Origin of the sequence: Pseudomonas sp. EA_15y_Pfl1_P101 (genome assembly GCF_963970835.1) — a bacterium.
In the GTDB taxonomy this organism is placed as follows: Bacteria; Pseudomonadota; Gammaproteobacteria; order Pseudomonadales; family Pseudomonadaceae; genus Aquipseudomonas; species Aquipseudomonas tritici.
Genome location: NZ_CAXAPA010000005.1, coordinates 213,003 through 233,207 on the forward strand (window position 1 = coordinate 213,003; position 20,205 = coordinate 233,207).

22 protein-coding genes and 1 pseudogene are annotated in these 20,205 nt (G+C 60.2%); 14 read left to right on the top strand and 9 right to left on the bottom strand.

The genetic code is table 11. The features are described from left to right. Positions 1–7: 7 nt before the first annotated feature. Positions 8–610, top strand: a complete 603-nt coding sequence (locus tag AACY36_RS10055) for a glutathione S-transferase family protein (RefSeq protein WP_339436285.1) — start codon at positions 8–10, stop codon at positions 608–610. Between the two features lie 22 nt (positions 611–632). Here AACY36_RS10055 and AACY36_RS10060 read toward each other — a convergent pair whose 3' ends face one another. Next, entirely contained in the window at positions 633–1,523 is an 891-nt protein-coding gene (locus AACY36_RS10060; protein ID WP_370467861.1) for a LysR family transcriptional regulator, read from the bottom strand. Between the two features lie 2 nt (positions 1,524–1,525). On the opposite strand from AACY36_RS10060, the pseudogene AACY36_RS10065 reads away from it, so the two are divergent. The 3 genes and pseudogenes from AACY36_RS10065 to AACY36_RS10075 form a co-directional block, all read left to right on the top strand. Beyond that, positions 1,526–2,709: pseudogene (locus tag AACY36_RS10065) on the top strand (CitMHS family transporter); the annotation flags it as partial. 1 nt (position 2,710) lies between these two features. Then, on the top strand, positions 2,711–4,036 hold the full coding sequence (locus tag AACY36_RS10070; RefSeq protein WP_339416507.1) for an acyclic terpene utilization AtuA family protein: 1,326 nt from the start codon (positions 2,711–2,713) through the stop codon (positions 4,034–4,036). Further along, positions 4,033–4,347 (top strand): AtuA-related protein, encoded by a 315-nt coding sequence (locus AACY36_RS10075; RefSeq protein ID WP_339416505.1) that lies wholly within the window; start codon positions 4,033–4,035, stop codon positions 4,345–4,347. Before AACY36_RS10070 ends, AACY36_RS10075 begins: the two co-directional genes overlap by 4 nt. Positions 4,348–4,394: 47 nt before the next feature. Here AACY36_RS10075 and AACY36_RS10080 read toward each other — a convergent pair whose 3' ends face one another. From AACY36_RS10080 to AACY36_RS10100, 5 genes are all read right to left on the bottom strand, one after another. Then, the gene (locus AACY36_RS10080; RefSeq protein ID WP_065873333.1) at positions 4,395–4,766 is read right to left on the bottom strand and encodes a glutathione S-transferase N-terminal domain-containing protein; all 372 of its coding nucleotides are present in this window, start codon (positions 4,764–4,766) and stop codon (positions 4,395–4,397) included. Positions 4,767–4,868: 102 nt separating this feature from the next. Next, positions 4,869–5,414, bottom strand: coding sequence for a GTP cyclohydrolase I FolE (folE, locus tag AACY36_RS10085; RefSeq protein ID WP_083357562.1), 546 nt, complete (start codon positions 5,412–5,414; stop codon positions 4,869–4,871). A gap of 78 nt (positions 5,415–5,492) precedes the next feature. Continuing rightward, positions 5,493–6,050 carry a Smr/MutS family protein gene (locus tag AACY36_RS10090; protein ID WP_339416503.1) on the bottom strand — a complete coding sequence of 186 codons (558 nt, stop codon included), beginning with the start codon at positions 6,048–6,050 and terminating at the stop codon, positions 5,493–5,495. 75 nt (positions 6,051–6,125) lie between these two features. Then, positions 6,126–6,446 (bottom strand): hypothetical protein, encoded by a 321-nt coding sequence (locus tag AACY36_RS10095; RefSeq protein WP_339416502.1) that lies wholly within the window; start codon positions 6,444–6,446, stop codon positions 6,126–6,128. Between the two features lie 142 nt (positions 6,447–6,588). Continuing rightward, positions 6,589–7,179 carry a cysteine hydrolase family protein gene (locus AACY36_RS10100; protein ID WP_339416501.1) on the bottom strand — a complete coding sequence of 197 codons (591 nt, stop codon included), beginning with the start codon at positions 7,177–7,179 and terminating at the stop codon, positions 6,589–6,591. A gap of 239 nt (positions 7,180–7,418) precedes the next feature. On the opposite strand from AACY36_RS10100, the gene prmB reads away from it, so the two are divergent. Next, positions 7,419–8,330, top strand: a complete 912-nt coding sequence (prmB, locus tag AACY36_RS10105; RefSeq protein ID WP_339416500.1) for a 50S ribosomal protein L3 N(5)-glutamine methyltransferase — start codon at positions 7,419–7,421, stop codon at positions 8,328–8,330. An 89-nt stretch (positions 8,331–8,419) separates the two neighbouring features. Here prmB and AACY36_RS10110 read toward each other — a convergent pair whose 3' ends face one another. Together AACY36_RS10110 and AACY36_RS10115 are read right to left on the bottom strand one after the other, a co-directional pair. Beyond that, positions 8,420–9,226 (bottom strand): hypothetical protein, encoded by an 807-nt coding sequence (locus AACY36_RS10110; protein ID WP_339416498.1) that lies wholly within the window; start codon positions 9,224–9,226, stop codon positions 8,420–8,422. Between the two features lie 99 nt (positions 9,227–9,325). Next, on the bottom strand, positions 9,326–10,288 hold the full coding sequence (locus AACY36_RS10115; protein WP_339416496.1) for an alpha/beta hydrolase: 963 nt from the start codon (positions 10,286–10,288) through the stop codon (positions 9,326–9,328). A gap of 143 nt (positions 10,289–10,431) precedes the next feature. Here AACY36_RS10115 and aroC point away from each other — a divergent pair, with 143 nt between their 5' ends. The 4 genes from aroC (at position 10,432) to AACY36_RS10135 (ending at position 13,756) form a co-directional block, all read left to right on the top strand. Continuing rightward, on the top strand, positions 10,432–11,523 hold the full coding sequence (gene aroC / locus AACY36_RS10120) for a chorismate synthase (protein WP_339416494.1): 1,092 nt from the start codon (positions 10,432–10,434) through the stop codon (positions 11,521–11,523). A gap of 61 nt (positions 11,524–11,584) precedes the next feature. After that, positions 11,585–12,748, top strand: coding sequence for an MFS transporter (locus AACY36_RS10125; RefSeq protein WP_339427426.1), 1,164 nt, complete (start codon positions 11,585–11,587; stop codon positions 12,746–12,748). Continuing rightward, complete coding sequence (locus AACY36_RS10130) at positions 12,745–13,275, top strand: 1,2-dihydroxy-3-keto-5-methylthiopentene dioxygenase (RefSeq protein ID WP_339416490.1); 531 nt, start codon at positions 12,745–12,747, stop codon at positions 13,273–13,275. Before AACY36_RS10125 ends, AACY36_RS10130 begins: the two co-directional genes overlap by 4 nt. A gap of 211 nt (positions 13,276–13,486) precedes the next feature. Beyond that, the gene (locus tag AACY36_RS10135) at positions 13,487–13,756 is read left to right on the top strand and encodes a response regulator transcription factor (protein WP_339416489.1); all 270 of its coding nucleotides are present in this window, start codon (positions 13,487–13,489) and stop codon (positions 13,754–13,756) included. Between the two features lie 59 nt (positions 13,757–13,815). Here AACY36_RS10135 and AACY36_RS10140 read toward each other — a convergent pair whose 3' ends face one another. After that, the gene (locus tag AACY36_RS10140) at positions 13,816–14,094 is read right to left on the bottom strand and encodes a DUF3509 domain-containing protein (protein ID WP_010208870.1); all 279 of its coding nucleotides are present in this window, start codon (positions 14,092–14,094) and stop codon (positions 13,816–13,818) included. 352 nt (positions 14,095–14,446) lie between these two features. Between AACY36_RS10140 and AACY36_RS10145 the strand changes: the two genes are divergently transcribed. From AACY36_RS10145 to AACY36_RS10165, 5 genes are all read left to right on the top strand, one after another. Next, entirely contained in the window at positions 14,447–16,273 is a 1,827-nt protein-coding gene (locus AACY36_RS10145; protein WP_339497032.1) for a long-chain-acyl-CoA synthetase, read from the top strand. A gap of 110 nt (positions 16,274–16,383) precedes the next feature. Beyond that, the gene (locus AACY36_RS10150; protein ID WP_339416486.1) at positions 16,384–16,899 is read left to right on the top strand and encodes an ankyrin repeat domain-containing protein; all 516 of its coding nucleotides are present in this window, start codon (positions 16,384–16,386) and stop codon (positions 16,897–16,899) included. A 42-nt stretch (positions 16,900–16,941) separates the two neighbouring features. Next, on the top strand, positions 16,942–17,472 hold the full coding sequence (locus tag AACY36_RS10155) for a hypothetical protein (RefSeq protein WP_314561447.1): 531 nt from the start codon (positions 16,942–16,944) through the stop codon (positions 17,470–17,472). A gap of 67 nt (positions 17,473–17,539) precedes the next feature. Beyond that, the gene (locus AACY36_RS10160) at positions 17,540–17,731 is read left to right on the top strand and encodes a PLDc N-terminal domain-containing protein (protein WP_003172956.1); all 192 of its coding nucleotides are present in this window, start codon (positions 17,540–17,542) and stop codon (positions 17,729–17,731) included. Positions 17,732–18,070: 339 nt separating this feature from the next. Further along, on the top strand, positions 18,071–20,158 hold the full coding sequence (locus tag AACY36_RS10165) for an LTA synthase family protein (protein WP_339427428.1): 2,088 nt from the start codon (positions 18,071–18,073) through the stop codon (positions 20,156–20,158). The last annotated feature ends 47 nt before the right edge of the window (positions 20,159–20,205 follow it).

Consider the following 20,205-nt stretch of genomic DNA (forward strand, 5'->3'; position numbering starts at 1 on the left):
GAGCCCCATGTACAAGGTTTATGGCGATTACAAGTCGGGCAACTGCTACAAGGTCAAATTGATGCTCAGCCTGCTGGGCATCCCGTATCAATGGATCGATGTCGATATCCTTAACGGCGATACCGAGACCCCCGAGTTCCTGACCAAGAACCCCAACGGTAAGATCCCGGTGCTGGAACTGGAAGACGGCACCTGCCTGTGGGAGTCCAACGCGATTCTCAACTTCCTCGCCGATGGCAGTGAGTTCCTGCCCACCGAGCCGCGCCTGCGCACGCAAGTGCTGCAGTGGCAGTTCTTCGAGCAATACAGCCACGAGCCGTACATTGCAGTGGCGCGGTTTATCCAGTTTTACCTGGGACTTCCCGAGGATCGTCTGGAGGAATACAAAAAACTGCACAAAGGCGGCTACAAGGCACTCAAGGTGATGGAGCGCCAGCTGCAGTTGACGCCTTACTTGGTGGGCGACCAGTTCTCCATCGCCGATGTGGCGCTGTATGCCTACACCCATGTGGCGAATGAAGGTGGGTTTGACCTGGACGCTTATCCGGCCGTGCAGGCGTGGCTGGTGCGGGTGGCCAGCCATCCCAAGCACGTGCCGATGCTGGACTGACAACGAGGCCGAAATGTGGGCGCTAGAGTGTGTCAGATAGTTCGTCGTTCAGCAGATCAAAGCAGCGTTGTGCTGCGGGACTCAGCCCCATCCCGCTGCGACTGATCAACCCGATCTCCCTGTTCACGCCAGGATGATCGATATTGATTCGCTTCAACCCCTCCAGACTGTCCGCCGCCGACTCTGGCAGCACACTGATCCCCAGCCCTTGGCGCACCAGCGCCAACACGGTCGACATGTAGTTGGCCTCCATCCCGGCGTTCATCGTCAGTCGTGTCTCGTCGAACAGCGCATCCACGTGCTCGCGCACACTGCTGTCGCGGCCGGTGAGGATGATCGGCTGGTCCGCCAATTGTTCCAGGGTCAGTTGTTGATGGCGGGTGAGGGGATGATCCAGCGGTACAAACGCGCACAAACGATCATTCAGCACCGGTACGAATTCCAGGCCGTGGCTGAGCCGTGCGCGCACGCCGATGCCGAAATCCACTTCGCCGGAACGTACTTGAGCGTGAATGCGATGGGCCACCAGGTCATGCAGGCGTACTTCGATCCCGGCAAAACGCTCGCGAAACAGGCGCAGAACAGGCGGCAGCGAACCGGCACAGACCGAGGGCAGGGCGGCGATGGTGACCACGCCTCGGCGTAAGGCGGCGAGGTCGCGGGAACCGGTGACGATGTTGTCCAGGTCCAGCAGCAGTTTTTCCATGGGCCCGCGCGCATCCAGGCCGGCGGCGGTGATACTGACGTGACGTGGGCTGCGGTCGAGCAGGGCGACGCCGAGCCAGTCTTCCAGCTGCTGCACTTGCACGGTCAGCGCAGAAGGCGATAGGTGCAGCTCATTGGCGGCCTTGGTGAAACTGCCGGTGCGGGCCACGGCAAGGAATGCCTGGATGTGTTGGATGCTGTTCTTCATTGCTGCTCGGCGGGTTCGGCCTGCAAACCAGCGCCTTCATCATCACCGGTATCAAGAACGTCGCCCCCGTGGTGGGTATGTTTGTGTTCGCGATCCTGTTTTTCGGGATCATGACCGACGCCGGCATGCTTGACCCCATCATTGATCGCATCCTGCGCACGGTAGGGACGCGTCCTACACGAATTGTCGTGGGTACGGCGACCTTGGCGTTACTGGTGCACCTGGACGGCTCCGGCGCGGTGACCTTTCTGGTGACGGTGCCGGCGATGCTGCCGCTGTACACGCGGCTGGGCATTGATAAGCGCATCCTCGCGTGTGTCTGCGCGATGGCGGCAGGGGTCAACTTCTTACCGTGGACCGGCCCGGTGCTGCGCTCCTCCGCGGCGTTGCATGTGCCGGTGGCGGACCTGTTCCAGCCGCTGATCCCGGTGCAGATCGTTGGTCTGATCTTCGTATTCGCCTGCGCCTGGTGGCTGGGTCATCGCGAAGAAAAACGCCTGGGCCTCGGCGCCGGCTCGGTCGTCGATGCGATGCCGCAACGGGTGCTCAGTGACGACGACATCAAGCTGCGTCGCCCAGGTCTGTTCTGGGTCAACTTGATCCTGACCGTGCTGGTGATGGTGGTGATGATTGCCGGCTGGGTCGACCCGGTGGTGATGTTTATGCTCGGCACCGTGATGGCTTTGTGTATCAACTATCCCAATGTGGACGCCCAGCGCGCCCGCATCGATGCCCACGCCAAGACCGCGCTGACCATGGCCAGTATCCTGCTCGCCGCCGGGGTGTTCACCGGGATCATGCAAGGCACCGGCATGCTCAAGGCGATTGCCGAAGTGGCGGTGGCGCAGATTCCGGCCGGCCACGGCAAGTTGATCCCGGCGGTGGTGGGCTTTATTTCCATGCCGTTGAGCATGCTGTTCGACCCCGACTCCTACTATTGCGGCGTAATGCCGGTGATCGCCGAAGTGGGTAAGGCCTTGGGCGTCGACCCGTTGCAAGTGGCCCAAGCCTCATTGCTCGGCGTGCACACCACCGGTTTCCCGGTCAGCCCGCTGACCCCGCGACCTTCCTGTTGGTGGGCCTGTGCAAGATCGAATTGGCCGATCACCAGCGCTTCACCATTCCGTTTCTGTTCGCAGCGTCGGTGTTGATGAGCCTGACGGCGTTGCTCCTGGGAGTAATTTGAGATGAAAACCTTGCGCATCGGTTCCGGCGCCGGCTATTCCGGCGACCGTATCGAACCTGCCGTGGAGCTGGCCGAGCGGGGCGACCTGGATTACCTGGTGTTCGAGTGCCTGGCTGAACGCACCATTGCCCTGGCGCAACAGGCGCGGATCAGTGATCCACAGGGTGGGTACGACCCCTTGCTGAGTGAGCGCATGCGCCGGGTGTTGCCTTTTGTTGGCCGGCCTGAAGGTCGCCGCCGCCTGCGGGTGATCACCAACATGGGCGCCGCCAATCCGGTATCCGCGGCTATTGAAGTGCGGCGGATTGCCGGTGAGTTGGGCCTTGATCTTAAGGTGGTTGCGGTCGTCGGCGACGACGTGTTGAACGTGTTGCAGCCCGAGTTTCTGTTGGATAATGGCCAGACTGTCGGCTCATTGGGTGAACGGCTGATTTCCGCAAATGCCTACCTGGGCGTCGACGGTATTCTGGAGGCGTTGCGTGCCGAAGCAGATGGGGTGATCACCGGGCGCGTGGCCGACCCATCGCTGTTCCTCGCGCCGCAGATGTTTGAATTTGGCTGGGCGCCGGACGATTGGCTGCGTCTGGGGCGCGGCACGTTGGTGGGGCATTTGCTCGAATGCGCCGGGCAAGTCAGCGGTGGGTATTTTGCCGATCCCGGCTTCAAGGACGTGGATGACCTCGCGCGCCTGGGCTTCCCCTTGGCTGAGATCGATGCCGACGGCGACGCCTTGATCACCAAGGTTGCCGGCTCAGGTGGGCGGGTCAGCCGCGCCACCTGTACTGAGCAACTGATCTACGAAGTGCACGACCCGGCGGCGTACCTCACGCCGGATGTGACGGCCGATTTTTCCCAGGTGGGGTTTGTCGAAGAAAGCGTTGATCGCGTGCGCGCCAGCGGTGCCGACGGCCGCGCGCGGCCCGAACAATTGAAGATCAGCGTCGGCTATCTGGATGGCTGGATCGGTGAAGGGCAGATGTCCTACGGCGGCCCCGGTGCTGTCGCACGGGCGCAGCTGGCGCGGGATGTAGTCCTCAAGCGTCTTGAGTTGATGGGCGTGAAGATGCAAGACCTGCGCGCGGAGCTGATCGGCATGGACTCGCTTCACGGCACACGCAGCACAGTCGAACCCTGGGAAGTGCGCCTGCGCGTGGCGGCCCGCTGTGAGGATCGCGGCGAAGCGGTGCGCGTTGGCAATGAAGTTGAAACCCTCTACACCAATGGCCCGTCCGAAGGCGGCGGCGCGAGCAAAAGCGTGCGCCAAGTGGTGGCCGTGGCGTCGTTGCTGCTGCCGCGCAATGCGGTCAACCCGAGGATCGAAGCATGAAGTTGCACACGCTGGCCCACTCCCGCACCGGGGATAAGGGCGACACGTCGAATATCTCGATCATTGCCTACCGTGCCGAGGATTATCCGCTGCTGTGCGAACAGCTCACGGCCGAGCGCGTGGCTGAGTTTTTCGCTGGCTTGCGCGAACCGGGGGCGGCACCTGTGCGGCGTTATGAGTTGCGCAATGTGCAGGCGCTGAATTTCGTGCTGCCGGGGATCCTGCGCGGTGGCGTCACCCGTTCGCTGGCGCTGGATGCGCATGGCAAGTGCCTGGGTTCCGCGCTGCTGGGTCTGGTAATACGGCGTTAAGGCGGGCACAGGCAAGCCAGCGCCCACATTTTGATTTTTTAAACCTGTCAGACCGCAGCAAACCGCTTGTCCAGGTAATCAATGATCACCTTGGAGTCATACATCCAGGTGGTCTGGCCATTTTCTTCAATGCGCAGGCACGGCACTTTGATCTTGCCGCCTTGCTCCAGCAGGGTCTGGCGGTCCTGCTCGTTGTTCTTCGCATCCTTCAACGCCACTGGCACATTCAGACGATGCAGGGTGCGGCGAGTCTTCACGCAGAACGGGCAGGCATGGAATTGATAGAGCGTCAGCTCCTTGGCTGCCGCATTCACCAACGCCTGCTGTTCGGCAGGCCGCTGCTTTTTGCGCGGGCGGGTAAGGAAGTCGCCCGCGATGATGACGTGGCCGAGGCCCACTCGAAGTGCTTTGACGAACATGGCTAAAACCTCTTGCCCGATACAGAAGGGGCCGCAGCTTACCTCAATTTGGCAGGCGAAAAAAAACCGGCGATGAACGCCGGCTTTTTCGTATGCAGCCTGTTACTTGATCAGGCTGAGGAATTCGCTGCGGGTGGCCGCGTTTTCGCGGAACTCACCCAGCATCACCGAGGTGATCATCGACGAATTCTGCTTCTCGACACCGCGCATCATCATGCACATGTGCTTGGCTTCAATCACCACGGCCACGCCCAGGGCGCCTGTCACTTGCATCACGGCATCGGCGATCTGGCGGCTGAGGTTCTCCTGGATCTGCAGGCGGCGGGCGTACATGTCGACGATCCGCGCAACCTTTGACAGGCCCAGCACTTTGCCGCTCGGGATATACGCCACGTGGGCCTTACCGATAAACGGCAGCAGGTGGTGTTCGCACAGCGAGTACAACTCGATGTCCTTGACCAGCACCATTTCGCTGTTGTCGGAGCTGAACAAGGCACCGTTGGTGACTTCTTCGAGCGTCTGCTCATAGCCGCGGCAAAGGTACTGCATCGCCTTGGCGGCACGTTTTGGCGTGTCGAGCAGGCCCTCGCGGGAAACGTCCTCGCCGAGTTGGCCGAGGATCTCGGTGTAATTCTGTTCCAGGGACATGAAACTACCTGTGGGATTTTCGCAAAGCGCAAGGTTACGGTGGCGGACACATCGCTGCAAGCCTGACGAGGGCACTTGTTACTCGTCACGCCCTTCCATCATGGTGCGCTTGAGCATCACATACACCGCTCCCGCGCCGCCGTGGCGGGCCTGGCACGAGGTAAAGCCGAGTACCTGGGCGTGCTGGCGTAGCCAGGTGTTGACGTGGCTCTTGATCATGGGCCGCTTGCCGTCCAGCCGCACGGCCTTGCCATGGGTAACGCGCACGCAGCGGATTTCGAACTTGGTGGCTTCGGCCAGGAAGGCCCACAGGGTTTCGCGGGCTTTTTCCACGGTCATGCCGTGCAGGTCGAGGCTGCCTTCGAAGGGGATCTGGCCGGCCTTGAGCTTGCGCATCTGGCTTTCCTGCACGCCGTCGCGGGTCCACATCAGCTCGTCTTCGGGGCCGACATCGATTACGAATTGGTCCGACAGGCCGTCCACGGTGGTGGCGTCGGTGCGCACGGTCGCGGCCTGGCGCAGCTTGGCGATCTGCGCCCGGTCGGCCTTGGGTTTGCCGGTATCGGCGCGATCGTGCTTGATCGGCTTGACGCCGCGCAGCTCGTTTTTGAACAGGGAAAAGTCGTCGTCGTGCATGTTGGCCTCCGCGAAGGGCGGGCAGTTTACCTAAATCGCGGCGGCCAGGGCGCAGGAAACGCTATCCAAGCGCCATCAGTCGTGCTTTTTCATCAGATGCGAAGCGATGTTCAGCGACAACGGCTGGCGCATTTTCCGACGGCTGCGCCGCCACAACCACACGCCCAGCCACAGCACCAACAGCCCGATCGCCAACAGAATCGCCGAACCGCCAGGGCTGGCATTCAGCTCGCCAAGGGCCGGCGAGTGACCAAATAGACCGGCGCCACCAGCGCCAGCCAACAGCACACCAATAATCGCCAGCAGCGCGGCAATGCCGGCCACCAGGCGCAGACGCCAGTTGCTCGGGCCCTTGGGGCGCAAGCGACGAGCATCAAAACCATCGGATATCTTCATTCCGACCTTTCCTCCAGGGTATCGGCCCTTCGACCGGACAATACACAGGTTGTTCCGGGGGGAGGGGTAAATGCGCCAAATGAAAGGGCTCTGCGGATGAGCGGGGCAATAAACACTGCCGCGCCGCTCATCAAAAGGTCGATCAGATCAGGTCTTTGGTCTGCGCGAGAGTGGCAAAGTTGTCGGCCATGATCGCCATTTCAGTCTGCTGCACATGCTCGGCGCTCAAGATGCCGCCTTTGTAAGGCAGGTCACGGGTGGTGCAGGCGTCTTCCACCAGGGTGCAGCGAAAGCCCAGGTTCTTGGCGGCACGCACGGTGGTGCTGACACTGGAATGGCTCATGAAGCCGCAGACGATCAAGTCCAGAGGGCCGAGGTCTTGCAGGTGTTTTTCCAGGCCCGTGCCGTGAAAGGCACTGGGCAGCAGCTTGCCGATGATGGTTTCGTCGCCAAGAGGCTCGAGGCCGGGAATGAACTCACCGCGCTCGCCCTGGGGGTCAAACAGGCCACCCACGGTGCCCAGATGGCGTACATGCACGATCGGTCGCCCTGCATTGCGTGCCGCTGCAACGAGTTGTTTGATGTTTTCGACAGCTGCGTCCATGCCCGAGAGGGCGAGTGGACCGCTGAGGTATTCCTTCTGGGCGTCGATGATCACGAGAGTCGCATGGGCAAGGTTCGCTGCTGCGTAACCACGACCGCTGAGTTGAAACATCGTCTTTGGAACGGACATTCTGGGGCTCCTGTGAGGGGGGCTTTTGCGACATTGTCCACTGGCTGAGCGGTTCTGTGAATCGCTACGATCGTAAGGTACGCCGTTGTTGACGTGCAGCCATGTCAATAGGTGGGCTTGTTTAACACAATGATGGCAATTTGGATGAATTCCGACGTGTGGCGACAGGTGTTCGTACATCGTCGATAGGGGCTAAGGCTGTTAGAATCGCCAGTCGTTTTTTCCAGGAGCTTGCCCCCGTGACCACTTCTTCTTCCCTGCGCACCTTGCGCGACCATATCCGTTGGGCTGTCAGCCGTTTTCATGGGGAAGACCTGTTTTTTGGCCATGGCACCGACAATGCCTGGGACGATGCCCGGCAACTGGTGCTCGGCGCCTTGCACCTGCCATGGGAAATTGCCGACAGTTACCTGGATTGCAACCTGGAAGAAGAGGAAGTCGCGCACCTGCAACGGTTGCTGCACCGCCGGATCCACGAACGCGTGCCGACACCTTATCTGATTGGCGAGGCCTGGTTCTGTGGCATGTCATTTATCGTTGATGAGCGTGTGCTGATCCCGCGTTCGCCGATCGGCGAGCTGATTGAAAACCGCTTCGCGCCTTGGTTGGCCCAGCCACCGGCACGCATCCTAGACCTGTGCACCGGCTCCGGCTGCATCGGCATCGCCTGTGCCTACGAGTTCCAGGACGCCGAGGTGGTGCTGGGGGACTTGTCCTTCGAAGCCCTGGAAGTGGCTAACCAGAACATCGAGCGTCATGGCGTTGATGAGCGCGTGTATACCGTACAGGGCGACGGTTTCGACGGCCTGCCGGGCCAGCGCTTTGACCTGATCGTGTCCAACCCGCCGTACGTGGATGCCGAAGACTTTGCCGACATGCCTGACGAATACCAGCACGAGCCGGAGCTGGGCCTGGCGTGCGGCGATGATGGCTTGAATCTCGTGCGGCGTATGCTGGCCGAGGCGGCGGACCACTTGACCGAGAAGGGTTTGCTGATGGTTGAAGTGGGCAACAGCCAGGTCCACGTCGAAGCGTTGTACCCGGAAGTGGATTTTGCCTGGCTGGATTTCCAGCGCGGTGGGCATGGGGTGTTTATGTTGACGGCGGAACAGTGCCTGGCGCATCAAGCAGTGTTTGCCGCCAGAGTTTAACTTGTCCTAGCCATAGGAATACGGTGCAAATGTGGGAACGAGCACGCCCGCTCCCACATTTTGATCTTATTTCCTAGTGCGAACCTGTTTCAGCGGTGTGTCGCAATCCAGATCAACAACCCCGCCTGAAACACCGTAAACGCCACCAGGCACGTGATGGTAAAGCGCAACCCGCTGTCCTCACGCTTGAACTTGGTGACTTTTTCCTCTTCCTTGCGCAGCTTCACTTCGTGTTCCATCAGATTCTGCTCGGCCTGTTGCAGCATCTGCGCCGCTTCAAGAATCTCCACGAACTGCACCTTCTCGGTGTTCCAGCTGTCCAGCACGTCGCTGACCTTGCCCGGTTGCACATTGCCTTTGAGGTGCTGCACATCGGCGTAGGCCACATCAAAACCCTGGATGCGCAAGAAGTGATCGCGGCGCAGGCGTGTCGCTTCGTTCAATGCGTCCTTGTTGGACAGGTCCACGCCGTCGACACGATAGTGCGACCACTTCCTCTTCGCCCACGCGGCGGCTTGGGCGACCAGGAAGCGGCCGATACCGCGGTTGGCCGGTTCGATCTCCAGGCTGTTGCCCGGGCCGAAATGCACGCGGTGCTTGTCGTGGTCGACCCAGATATCCAGGTGATTCTGCTCACGGCGCACGCGCTGGCCCGGCAGTTGGATGACCATGCGCAGCAGGCTGTGGTGCTTGTCATTGCGCTCGGCATAACCGAATTGCACGAACCGCAATGGCCGCACGCCCGTGGCCCGGTCGGTTGCCAAGGGGGCCAGGCGCAGCATCTTGAAATGCTCGGCCTGAACATCCGCCCATGGCAGGGTCGCCGCGTCGACGGCCTCGGTTTTTTCAGCCGGGGTTTCGGCGGTAGGTTCCGGTGTTGCTTCAGTGGTTGTCATGCGGCGCTATCCTGTCCAAGCCCAGCAAACCGACAGTCTGTTTACTGTCGACCCTGGGCTTATCGGCCGTTTTTTCCAAGACTGGAGGCAAATTGCCGCTTAATGGGGTTGAAGTCCGTCGATAAAGCGCACCAGACGACTGCCCAGCTCGGCGGCGAGGGGCAATTGCGGGTCGTTGTAAGAGGCCAATTGCTGTTTCACGTCGTTGGGCACGATGCGCATCACGTGGTTCATGCCCCCGATCACCGCAAGCTGAGCGTCTGGCTTGGCCTTTTTCAGTTGCTGGGCATCGCCCACTCCGACCTGGATGTCGTTGGTGCCCTGGATGATCAGCGCTGGCATGCGCAGCTTTGCGAAGGCGGCCGACGGGTCGGCGCGAAACAAACTGATCAGATACGGCTGCACACTGGGTCGGAAAATGCCTTCCAGTGGGCCAGGCACATCCATATCCACTTGGCCGGCCTTGAGGTGATCGAGGATTTGATTGCTGCGCAGCAGCAGGGCAGGCGGCAGGTGATCGGCCAACTGTTGGCGGATCACCTGATCAACCGGGCGTGCGCTGCCGGACAGGGAAATCACCCCGGCGGGGTCCAGTTGCGGCGCGGCGAGGGCTGCTACCAGGGCGCCTTCACTATGGCCGAGCACAATCAGCGGGCCCATGCGTTTGTCGGCTTTGAGCAGTTTGCCCCACGCCACGGCGTCCGCGACGTAAGCGTCCAGGGTCAGGTTGCGCTCATCCGGCGTGGCGGCCAGGCTGGCGGCCACGCCACGCTTGTCGTAGCGCACGCTGGCGATGTTATGCCGCGCCAGCACCCAGGCCAGGCGCTTGAGGCTGTCGTTGCGCGCCCCGTCGGCACTGTTGCCGTTGCGGTCGGTGGGGCCGGAGCCGGCAATGATCAGCACCACCGGTACTGGCTCGTCGGATTTGGGCAGTAGGAGTGAGCCAAACAGCTCGCCGCTACCGGTGTCCAGGCTTATGGGGCGTTGCAACACAATGGGGGAGGCGGCAAAGCCAAGGCTGGAAAACAGGGTGAGGGTCAACAGTAGAACTCGCAGCATCATCGCGCCATCATCAGAGAGGTGCCGGTTGGACCAAGGTCTACCGGTAAGGTTTCGAGGATGAACTAGTCGGTTGGCCTGCGTATACTGGCGGCCTTAAGTTATTACAGTTGACTTGATTCAACTGATTTCACGGAGCGCCCTGCATGTCCGGCAATACCTTCGGCAAGTTGTTCACTGTCACCACCGCGGGCGAAAGCCATGGCCCGGCGTTGGTCGCCATTGTCGACGGCTGCCCGCCTGGCCTCGAGCTGTCCGTGGCAGACCTGCAGCGTGACCTCGATCGTCGCAAACCCGGCACCAGCCGCCACACCACCCAGCGCCAGGAGCCCGACGAAGTCGAGATTCTTTCCGGCGTGTTCGAAGGGCGTACCACCGGCTGCTCCATCGGCTTGCTGATCCGCAACACCGACCAGAAGTCCAAGGACTACTCGGCGATCAAGGACCTGTTCCGTCCGGCCCACGCCGATTACACCTACCACCACAAATACGGCGAACGCGACTACCGTGGCGGTGGCCGCAGCTCGGCCCGCGAAACCGCCATGCGTGTGGCTGCCGGCGCCATTGCCAAGAAATACCTGGCGACCCAGGGCATCGTGATCCGCGGCTACATGAGCCAGTTGGGCCCGATTGAAATTCCGTTCAAGACCTGGGACAGCGTGGAAGAAAACGCTTTCTTCAGCCCCGACCCGGACAAGGTGCCGGAACTGGAAGCCTACATGGACCAGTTGCGCCGCGACCAGGATTCGGTCGGCGCCAAGATCACCGTGGTTGCCGAAGGCGTTAAACCGGGCCTGGGCGAACCGATCTTCGACCGCCTCGATGCCGAACTGGCCCACGCGCTGATGAGCATCAACGCCGTCAAAGGCGTGGAAATCGGCGCCGGCTTCGCGTGCGTGTCCCAGCGCGGCACCGAGCATCGCGACGAGCTGACCCCGCAAGGTTTTCTCAGCAACAACGCGGGCGGCATCCTCGGCGGTATATCCTCCGGCCAGCCGATCGTTGCGCACCTGGCGCTCAAGGCGACCTCAAGCATCACCACAACGGGCCGTTCGATTGATGTGCACGGTAACCCGGTTGACGTGATCACCAAGGGCCGCCACGACCCCTGCGTCGGCATCCGCGCTACGCCGATTGCCGAAGCGATGATGGCCATCGTGTTGATGGACCACCTGCTGCGCAACCGTGGTCAAAATGCTGACGTCCATGTAACCACCCCGGTACTGGGCCAGCTGTGACTGCTTGTTGTAGTGAGCGAGCTTGCTCGCGCTGGGCTGCGAAGCAGCCCCCTGCCAAGCCATGACTAACCCTCTCCCATACTGGCGCCTCTCCAGCTTCTACCTGTTCTACTTCGCCCTGCTTGGGGCGACAGCGCCGTTCCTGGCGCTGTACTTCAATCACCTCGGGTTCTCCAGCGCGCGCATCGGCGAGCTGGTAGCGATCCCCATGCTGATGCGCTGCGTGGCGCCCAACCTGTGGGGCTGGCTGGGTGACTACACCGGCCAACGCCTGGCCATCGTGCGCGTTGGCGCGGTGTGCACCCTGGCGAGTTTTTCGCTGATCTTCGTCAGTCATACCTACGCCTGGCTGGCCCTGGTGATGGCGCTGCATGCGTTCTTCTGGCACGCAGTGCTGCCGCAGTTTGAAGTGATCACCCTCGCGCACCTGCGCAAACAAACCTCGCGCTATAGCCAGATCCGCCTCTGGGGCTCCATTGGTTTTATCCTCACCGTGGTGATCATGGGTCGCCTGTTCGACTGGCTGAGCCTGGACATCTACCCGGTGGTGGTTGTGGTGATCATGGCCGGCATCATCGGCGCCAGCCTGTGGGTGCCGAACGCGCAGCCGGCGACCCAGGGTAGTCGCCTGGCAGGCGAGGGATTCCTGAAACAATTGTGCAGCCCGGGCGTCTTGGCGTTTTACGCCTGCGTGGCGTTGATGCAAATGAGCCACGGCCCGTACTACACCTTTCTCACCCTGCACCTCGAACACCTGGGTTACAGCCGTGGTGTGATCGGCCTGTTGTGGGCTTTGGGTGTCGTGGCGGAAGTGCTGATGTTCCTCGCCATGAGCCGTATCCTCTCGCGCTTTTCGGTACGCCGGGTATTGCTCGCCAGTTTGCTGCTGGCGGCACTGCGCTGGCTGCTGCTGGGTTCGTTTGCCGAGTTTTTCTGGGTGCTGTTGCTGGCGCAGGTGATGCACGCCGCCACCTTCGGCAGCTTTCACGCGGCAGCGATTGCCTTTGTGCAGCGCAGTTTTGGCGACAAACAACAAGGCCAGGGCCAGGCACTGTATGCCGCCCTGGCCGGTACCGGCGGTGCGCTGGGCGCGCTGTATTCGGGCTACAGTTGGAACCTGTTGGGGCCGACCCTGACCTTCAGCATCGCCAGCGTCGCCGCCCTGGCCGCCGCCGTTATCATCGGTCTTCGATTGCAAGAGCAGAACCAAGGAACCCTTCAATGAGCTACGTCGCTGTCTACTCCGCCGCTACACCGGACACTCCGAACAAGGTCTTGACCCATTTCGATGACATCGCCGCGACTCTGGCCGAGCATGGCGTGCGCTTTGAGCGCTGGCAGCCGAGCCCGATTGAGCAGGGCGCCAGCGATGCCGAACTGATCGCGGCGTATCAGACGCAGATCGATGCTCTCGGCTACGGCTCTGTAGAAGTGCTGCGCGTTACCGGCGATCACGCGCAAAAATCTGAACGGCGTGCACAGTTTTTGGACGAGCGCCGTTACAGTGAAGACGATGGGCGTTTTTTCATTGCTGGCCAGGGCCTGTTCGCCCTGCACATTGGCGACTACGTGTACGCCGTGCGTTGCGAGAAAAACGACCTGCTGGTGATTCCCGCCGGTATTGCGCACTGGTTTGACATGGGTGAGAACCCGCACTTCGTAGCGTTGCGGTTGTTCAATACGGCGAAAGGGTGGGTACCTGAATTCACAGGTGACGATATTGCCCGGCGCTTTCCCGGTTTGGACGATTAATTACGGCCTATCAGAAACTTCAATCCCCGTATGGTGGAAGTTTCTGTGGGAAGAAACTTAACCTTCTGTAGGGACTTGCTGTTTATTTTCGGGCCTGCGCCTTAATACCATTCCTTATGTAACTCTCTCTGGTATTAGCGTTTATATCACCTGTCAATAGGAGGAATCCGAAGGGTGATAGGACGTCGACCAATAAAATGGAGAGAACGCAATGAGAGGCCCGAGGGAATCGTTTCTACCGCCGTATTCGGTACCCAATGCTGCCAGGCGACGCATTAACCTGGCGGGCAAGTCGCTGACCCCGACAGAATTGGAAATATTGCGCTGGGCCTCGGAAGGCAAGACTGTGTGGGAGATCAGTAAGATACGCGCCACGTCAGAAGCCACGGTAAAATTCCACTTGCGCAATATCTACGGCAAGTTGGAAGTGACCAACCGCGTGCAGGCAATGAATGAGGCTGCGCGTCAGGGGCTTTGCTGAAGGCGTAAAAAAGGGCCGCGACACTCAACAGTGTCGCGGCCCTCTGCTTTGTCTGAGCCTTAAGCCGAGTGGTACGTCGGCAGGGCAAAGCGGTTTTGGCTCTGCAGCATCGAAATCTGCGGCAGGTCGCTGGCTTGTTCGGCGAGGTCGCGGCGAATGGCGCTGATCACCCAGGTCAATTGGTCGGCAGTGTGCAACTGCTGGTAGGAGATCGAGCGCTTCACCTGTTTGCCTTCGCTGTTACGCAGGGTCAACAGGATGCCGCCGTCAGGACGTGGCTGAGTGGTGACGTCGTAGTTGGAGAATACTGAAGCGAATTTATCTTGGATCAGGCTCATGTCTATCAGCTCCGTTGGCTCAAGTTGGCAAGCATGGAGTGATAGGTGCAGTGATTGTGCCAGCTACCGATTTATAAAAATATCCTTATAAATCAGTGTCTTGTGAAAATTCAAGAATTTCAGTTTCGTGCAATTTGCATGAATGGCCATCATGTATCCTGCATTTTGCGTTGTTCCTCAGGCCTGAACAGGCGCCCCATCAGTTTTTAAGACTGCCTCTGCGTCGCTAAATTCCATTTTTCCGCGGTCGCTCATCAGGATACAAAACTTTTCAAATCCTGCGTGTACAGCCGAAGAGTGGCTGACGTACTTTCCTGCAAGGTTTACGAAGAATAAGAAAAAGGACGTTCCCATGAGCCATCCGCCAAACGACATGATCACTTGGGGCATGATGCTGCGTAAGATGCCTGCCATTGTTTGTGCGCTCCCCCGCGTGGTACGCGGCATGCGTGCCGCCAATGTCACAGACCCCCAGCAACCCTGCGGCCTGGGCTGGCACTTTGAACAAGCCGCCTTGCGTAACCCGGATGGCGCCGCCTTGTTGTACGCCGACCGCGTCCTCAGCTACACCGAAGCCAACCAACACGCCAACCGCATTGCCCATCATCTGCAGGCCCATGGCATCGGCAAGGGTGATGTAGTCGCGATGTTTATCGAAAACCGTCCCGAACTGCTGCTTAACGTGTTGGCCGTGACCAAGCTGGGCGGCATCTGCGCCATGCTCAATACGGCGCAAACCCAAGCGGCGCTGGTGCACAGCCTTAACCTGGTGAACCCCGTGGCGATCGTGGTGGGGGCAGAATTGGTGGACGCCTACGAAGTCGTGCGTAATGAGGTGGCGATCGAGGCAAAACGCACGTGGTTCGTCGCCGAGCAACACGGCGCCACGGTGCCGCAAGGTTACATCGACCTGATCGCTGCCAGCGCCGAGCGCCCGGCGACTAACCCGGCCAGCACCGCGCAGGTTTTCTTCAACGATCCCTGCTTTTATATCTACACCTCCGGCACCACGGGCTTGCCCAAGGCCGGCATCATGAAGCACGGCCGCTGGACCAAGACCGCCGTCAGCTTCGGCAGCATTGCCTTGGACATGGGCCCGGACGACGTCCTTTATTGCACGCTGCCGCTCTATCACGCCACCGGCCTGTGCGTGTGCTGGGGCTCGGCGATTGTCGGAGCGTCGGGGTTTGCCATCCGGCGTAAATTCAGTGCCAGCCAGTTCTGGGACGACGCGCGTAGATTCAAGGCGACCACACTCGGTTATGTCGGTGAATTGTGCCGTTACCTGCTCGACCAGCCAGCCAGCGAAAACGATGGTGATCACCGCGTGACCAAGATGGTCGGCAATGGCCTGCGTCCTGGCGTGTGGGCGCAGTTCAAGGCGCGTTACGGCGTTCATCATGTGTGCGAGTTGTATGCCGCCAGCGACGGCAATATCGGCTTCACCAACGTCTTGAATTTCGACAATACCGTCGGTTTTTGCCTGCAGCACTGGGCGCTGGTGGACTACACCCTCGATACGGGTGAGCCCCTACGCGGCAGCGATGGTTTCATGCACAAAGTGAAGACAGGTGGGCAGGGATTGTTGCTGGCCAGGATCGATGAAAAGTCGCCTTATGATGGCTACACCGACCCGGAAAAGAACCGCCAGGTGGTCCTCACCGATGTATTCGTGAAGGGCGACCGCTACTTCAATACCGGCGATCTGGTGCGCAGCATTGGCTTTGGCCATGCGCAATTCGTCGACCGTATGGGGGATACCTATCGCTGGAAGGGCGAAAACGTCTCCACTACTGAAGTTGAGAATGTCCTGTTGCAACATCCGCAGATCGCCGAGGTCGTGGCCTATGGTGTGGAAATCGAAAACACCAACGGCCGTGCCGGCATGGTTGCCATCACCCCGAGCGAGTCCCTGGCCGCCCTGGACATGCGCGAGTTGCTGCAGTTCGCCCATGGCCAGTTGCCGCATTATGCGGTGCCGTTGTTCCTGCGGATCAAGGTGAAGATGGAAACCACCGGTACCTTCAAATACCAGAAAGTACGGCTCAAGCAGGAGGCGTTCGACCCGGACAAGGCAGGCAATGATCCGGTCTACGCCTGGCTGCCGGGTTCGGACTGCTATGTACCGGTGACGGGGCCATTGTTGGCGCAGATCCAGGCCGGCCACTTCCGTTATTAACCGTAGCGTTATTGATTCTGCCTATGGCGCCTTTTGACAAAAAAGCCATGACAGGTGGGAACTCCCTCGCGACACTGGCGCCTATTCAGTATCAGGACAAGGAGCCCCACATGTCAGATCAACCCAAACAAATGACCGATGATGAAGCCGCCGAATTTGCCGAGCAGGTCTTTGACGTCGCCCGCAAAGGCGACGCCGCTATGCTCGCCGCGCTGCTGGCCAAAGGCTTGCCAGCCAATTTTCGTAACCATAACGGCGACACCCTGTTGATGCTCGCGGCCTACCACGGCCATGCCGAGGCGGTAAAAGTCCTGCTGGAGTTCAAGGCTGACCCGCTGATCGCCAATGACAAAAACCAGTTGCCGATCGCCGGGGCTGCGTTCAAGGGCACCTTGCCGGTAGTACAGGCGCTGATCGAAGGGGGCGCGCCAGTGGATGCCTCCTCCTCGGACGGCCGTACCGCCTTGATGATGGCGGCAATGTTCAACCGCGTGGAGATGGTCGACTACCTGCTCGGCCAGGGCGCCAACCCCAAGGCGACTGATGCCCAGGGCGCGACGGCGTTGGCGGCGGCGCAGACCATGGGCGCCGTGGATACGGCGGCGCAGTTGCGGAAACTGGTGTAGGCTACGCGCCCTCAAAAACCAGCCCGCTACAGGACCATGCCCATGAAAACCGCCCTCGTCGAACTCATCAGCAAAATCAGCGCCGGCGTCATGGGCGAGGACGAAGTGGCGCGTATCGCCGATGAAGCGGCCCAGGCCTACGCGGACCCGGCGGCGTTTTTGGCGGCCAACCCGGATATCAACTACGACGATACCTTCCCGATTCCTTTGGGTGAATGGATCGTCGTCGGCAGCCTGCCGGACACCGTGTTGTTCCAGGCCGACACCTACGGCGACCTGTTCGCACAGATCGTCGCTTCGTTCGGCCCAGGCGTAGCGTTCAACCTCAAGCCCAAGCAACTGGCCAAGACCGAAGACCTGACTGCACTGAACCGCATCCAGATCCAGATGAGTGCCCTCAGCCCGGAAGATGGCGGCTACGTGTTGCTCAACTTCAGCCAACTGTTGGACGACGAGATCCAGGCCGTGCTGGTCTACGGCAACGACCTGCCGCGCGTGCTGGCGTTGTGCGCCGAAGTCGGTATCAAGGGCGAACCGTCCCTGGAAGCGCTGAAGATCGCTGTGCACGTCTGAAATAGAACGGAACCCCGGCCAGTGCTGACTATCCTACAAGTGCATGCCCTCACTTAGGAGCGACACCATGGGTTCGACTTTCAATGGCCTGATCGGGCTGATCATCCTGGCGCTGGATATCTGGGCGATCATCAATGTGTTCAAAAGCGGTGCCAGCACGGGCGCCAAGGTGCTGTGGATTTTGCTGATCCTGTTGTTGCCGGTGCTGGGCTTGATCATTTGGGCAATCGCCGGGCCGCGTGGCAACGTGCGGATATGACTGTAAAACTGCCCACTCAACATTGAGTGGCCGTAGTCAATGTGGGAGGGGGGCAATCCCCCTCCCATATTTCTTTGTGTCGAAATATTCGCTACACAGAATTTTCACACAGCCTTCCGGACAATTCCCTTCGTTCTATTTCCTTGTAGGACGGCTCTGTCGCCGGCTGGCGAAAGCCCTACAAAGAAGTGTTTTTCCTCAGTAATCAATAGCGTTGATGGCATTCATCGGGCACCATTTGCGCCAACGCGCTTACCCCCCGTTCCTACACGCTTGGGCGTGGGCAGGATGCCGCAGCAATATTTCGCAACTTAAACTTCCAATGGGTCCTCAAACGACATGGCAAACCCGGACGCCCTGAATCATCAGCGAGCTTCAAGTCGCCTGCTGCAACCCACCGTCAAATCCCATCTGGCATACACGCTGCTCTGCGCACTGGTCATGATGGTGATGTTCTCCCTGCTGCGCCTGGCGCTGCTGGTGTACAACCGCGAGATGATCCTCGACACGCCGGCCTCGACCTTCCTTGAAGCGTTCGCCAACGGCCTGCGCCTGGACCTGCGCCTGGTGGTTTACCTGATCATCCCATTGCTGCTGGCGTTGTTCAGCGTACGGGCGATGGCTGCTCGCGGGTTCTTCCGTTTCTGGCTGACCGTGGCGTCCAGCATCGCCCTGTTCCTGGGCCTGATGGAAATGGACTTCTATCGCGAGTTCCACCAGCGCCTCAACGGCCTGGTGTTCCAGTACGTGAAGGAAGACCCGAAAACCGTGATGAGCATGCTCTGGTACGGTTTTCCGGTGGTGCGTTACCTGCTGGCCTGGGCCGTGGGCACGCTGATCCTGAGCATCGCCTTCAAAGGCGCCGACCGTGCAACGCGCCCACGCGGGCCGTTCAGCGGTGGCAGCATCGGCACTCGCCAAGTAGCGCCGTGGTACACGCGTATTGCGGTGTTCGTGGTCTGCCTGTTGGTCGCTGTCATCGCCGCGCGTGGCACTCTGCGCCAAGGCGCGCCACTGCGTTGGGGTGACGTCTACACCACCGACTCGAACTTCGCTAACCAACTGGGCCTGAATGGCACGTTGTCGCTGGTCGGCGCGGCCAAGGCACGGTTCTCCGAGCATCGTGACAACACTTGGAAGGCGACGCTGGAACAGCCGTTGGCGACCCAGACTGTGCGCGACATGCTGGTGCTGCCGACGGAAAAACTGGTGGATACCGACACCGCCGCCGTGCGCCGCGAGTTCACCCCACCGGCAGAGAAAACCCTGCCGATCAAGAACGTCGTCGTGATCCTGATGGAAAGCTTCGCCGGTCACTCGGTCGGCGCCCTGGGTCGTCCGGGTACCATCACGCCGTACTTCGACAAACTGTCCAAGGAAGGCCTGTTGTTCGACCGCTTCTTCTCCAACGGCACTCACACTCACCAGGGGATGTTTGCCACCATGGCGTGTTTCCCCAACCTGCCGGCGTTCGAATACCTGATGCAGACCCCGGAAGGCAGCCACAAGCTGTCGGGCCTGCCCCAGTTGCTCAGCGCGCGCAAGTTTGACGACGTGTATGTCTACAACGGTGACTTCGCCTGGGATAACCAATCGGGCTTCTTCAGCAACCAGGGCATGACCCACTTCATTGGTCGCAACGACTTCGTCGACCCGGTGTTCTCCGACCCGACCTGGGGCGTGTCCGATCAGGACATGTTCAACCGTGGCCTGGAAGAGCTGAAAGCTCGCGAAGGCGGCAAGCCGTTCTATGCCTTGCTGCAAACCTTGTCCAACCACACGCCGTATGCCTTGCCGACGCCATTGCCGGTCGAGAAGGTCACGGGTCGTGGCAGCCTTGACGAGCATTTGACGGCGATGCGCTACTCCGACTGGGCGTTGGGCCAGTTCTTTGAAAAGGCGCGTAAGGAGCCGTATTTCAAGGAAACCTTGTTCGTGATTGTCGGCGACCACGGCTTTGGCAACGAACAGCAGATCACCGAAATGGACCTGGGTCGCTTTAACGTGCCGATGCTGATGATCGCACCGGGCATACAGGAGAAGTTCGGCGAGCGTGACCACACCGTGGGCACCCAGATCGACATCGTGCCGACCATCATGGGCCGCCTGGGTGGCGAAACCTTGCACCAGTGCTGGGGGCGCGACCTGCTGAACCTGCCGGAAGGCGATAAAGGCTTCGGCGTGATCAAACCGTCGGGCAGCGATCAGACAGTGGCGCTGGTTACCGGCGATCGCATTCTGGTGTTGCCGAAGGAAATGCCACCCAAGCTCTGGGAATATGAGCTGGGCGCCCACCCGACCGGTAAAGTGATTCCTGAATCGCCGGACGAGGGGGCATTGAGGCAGAAACTTGAGTCGTTCCTACAGACGGCGACCAAGAGCCTGTTGGATAACACCGCCGGTGTGGCTGACGGCAAGCCGGACTAATTAACCGGCAATAAAAAAGAGGCCTTTTTCAAGGCCTCTTTTTTTGC

Excerpts from the sequence above, each read along its gene's own strand:
- AACY36_RS10055 (WP_339436285.1), top strand. The coding sequence starts at position 8 with ATGTACAAGGTTTATGGCGATTACAAGTCGGGCAACTGCTACAAGGTC.
- AACY36_RS10060 (WP_370467861.1), bottom strand. The coding sequence starts at position 1,523 with ATGAAGAACAGCATCCAACACATCCAGGCATTCCTTGCCGTGGCCCGC.
- AACY36_RS10070 (WP_339416507.1), top strand. The coding sequence starts at position 2,711 with ATGAAAACCTTGCGCATCGGTTCCGGCGCCGGCTATTCCGGCGACCGT.
- AACY36_RS10075 (WP_339416505.1), top strand. The coding sequence starts at position 4,033 with ATGAAGTTGCACACGCTGGCCCACTCCCGCACCGGGGATAAGGGCGAC.
- AACY36_RS10080 (WP_065873333.1), bottom strand. The coding sequence starts at position 4,766 with ATGTTCGTCAAAGCACTTCGAGTGGGCCTCGGCCACGTCATCATCGCG.
- folE (WP_083357562.1), bottom strand. The coding sequence starts at position 5,414 with ATGTCCCTGGAACAGAATTACACCGAGATCCTCGGCCAACTCGGCGAG.
- AACY36_RS10090 (WP_339416503.1), bottom strand. The coding sequence starts at position 6,050 with ATGCACGACGACGACTTTTCCCTGTTCAAAAACGAGCTGCGCGGCGTC.
- AACY36_RS10095 (WP_339416502.1), bottom strand. The coding sequence starts at position 6,446 with ATGAAGATATCCGATGGTTTTGATGCTCGTCGCTTGCGCCCCAAGGGC.
- AACY36_RS10100 (WP_339416501.1), bottom strand. The coding sequence starts at position 7,179 with ATGTCCGTTCCAAAGACGATGTTTCAACTCAGCGGTCGTGGTTACGCA.
- AACY36_RS10110 (WP_339416498.1), bottom strand. The coding sequence starts at position 9,226 with ATGACAACCACTGAAGCAACACCGGAACCTACCGCCGAAACCCCGGCT.
- AACY36_RS10115 (WP_339416496.1), bottom strand. The coding sequence starts at position 10,288 with ATGATGCTGCGAGTTCTACTGTTGACCCTCACCCTGTTTTCCAGCCTT.
- aroC (WP_339416494.1), top strand. The coding sequence starts at position 10,432 with ATGTCCGGCAATACCTTCGGCAAGTTGTTCACTGTCACCACCGCGGGC.
- AACY36_RS10125 (WP_339427426.1), top strand. The coding sequence starts at position 11,585 with ATGACTAACCCTCTCCCATACTGGCGCCTCTCCAGCTTCTACCTGTTC.
- AACY36_RS10130 (WP_339416490.1), top strand. The coding sequence starts at position 12,745 with ATGAGCTACGTCGCTGTCTACTCCGCCGCTACACCGGACACTCCGAAC.
- AACY36_RS10135 (WP_339416489.1), top strand. The coding sequence starts at position 13,487 with ATGAGAGGCCCGAGGGAATCGTTTCTACCGCCGTATTCGGTACCCAAT.
- AACY36_RS10140 (WP_010208870.1), bottom strand. The coding sequence starts at position 14,094 with ATGAGCCTGATCCAAGATAAATTCGCTTCAGTATTCTCCAACTACGAC.
- AACY36_RS10145 (WP_339497032.1), top strand. The coding sequence starts at position 14,447 with ATGAGCCATCCGCCAAACGACATGATCACTTGGGGCATGATGCTGCGT.
- AACY36_RS10150 (WP_339416486.1), top strand. The coding sequence starts at position 16,384 with ATGTCAGATCAACCCAAACAAATGACCGATGATGAAGCCGCCGAATTT.
- AACY36_RS10155 (WP_314561447.1), top strand. The coding sequence starts at position 16,942 with ATGAAAACCGCCCTCGTCGAACTCATCAGCAAAATCAGCGCCGGCGTC.
- AACY36_RS10160 (WP_003172956.1), top strand. The coding sequence starts at position 17,540 with ATGGGTTCGACTTTCAATGGCCTGATCGGGCTGATCATCCTGGCGCTG.
- AACY36_RS10165 (WP_339427428.1), top strand. The coding sequence starts at position 18,071 with ATGGCAAACCCGGACGCCCTGAATCATCAGCGAGCTTCAAGTCGCCTG.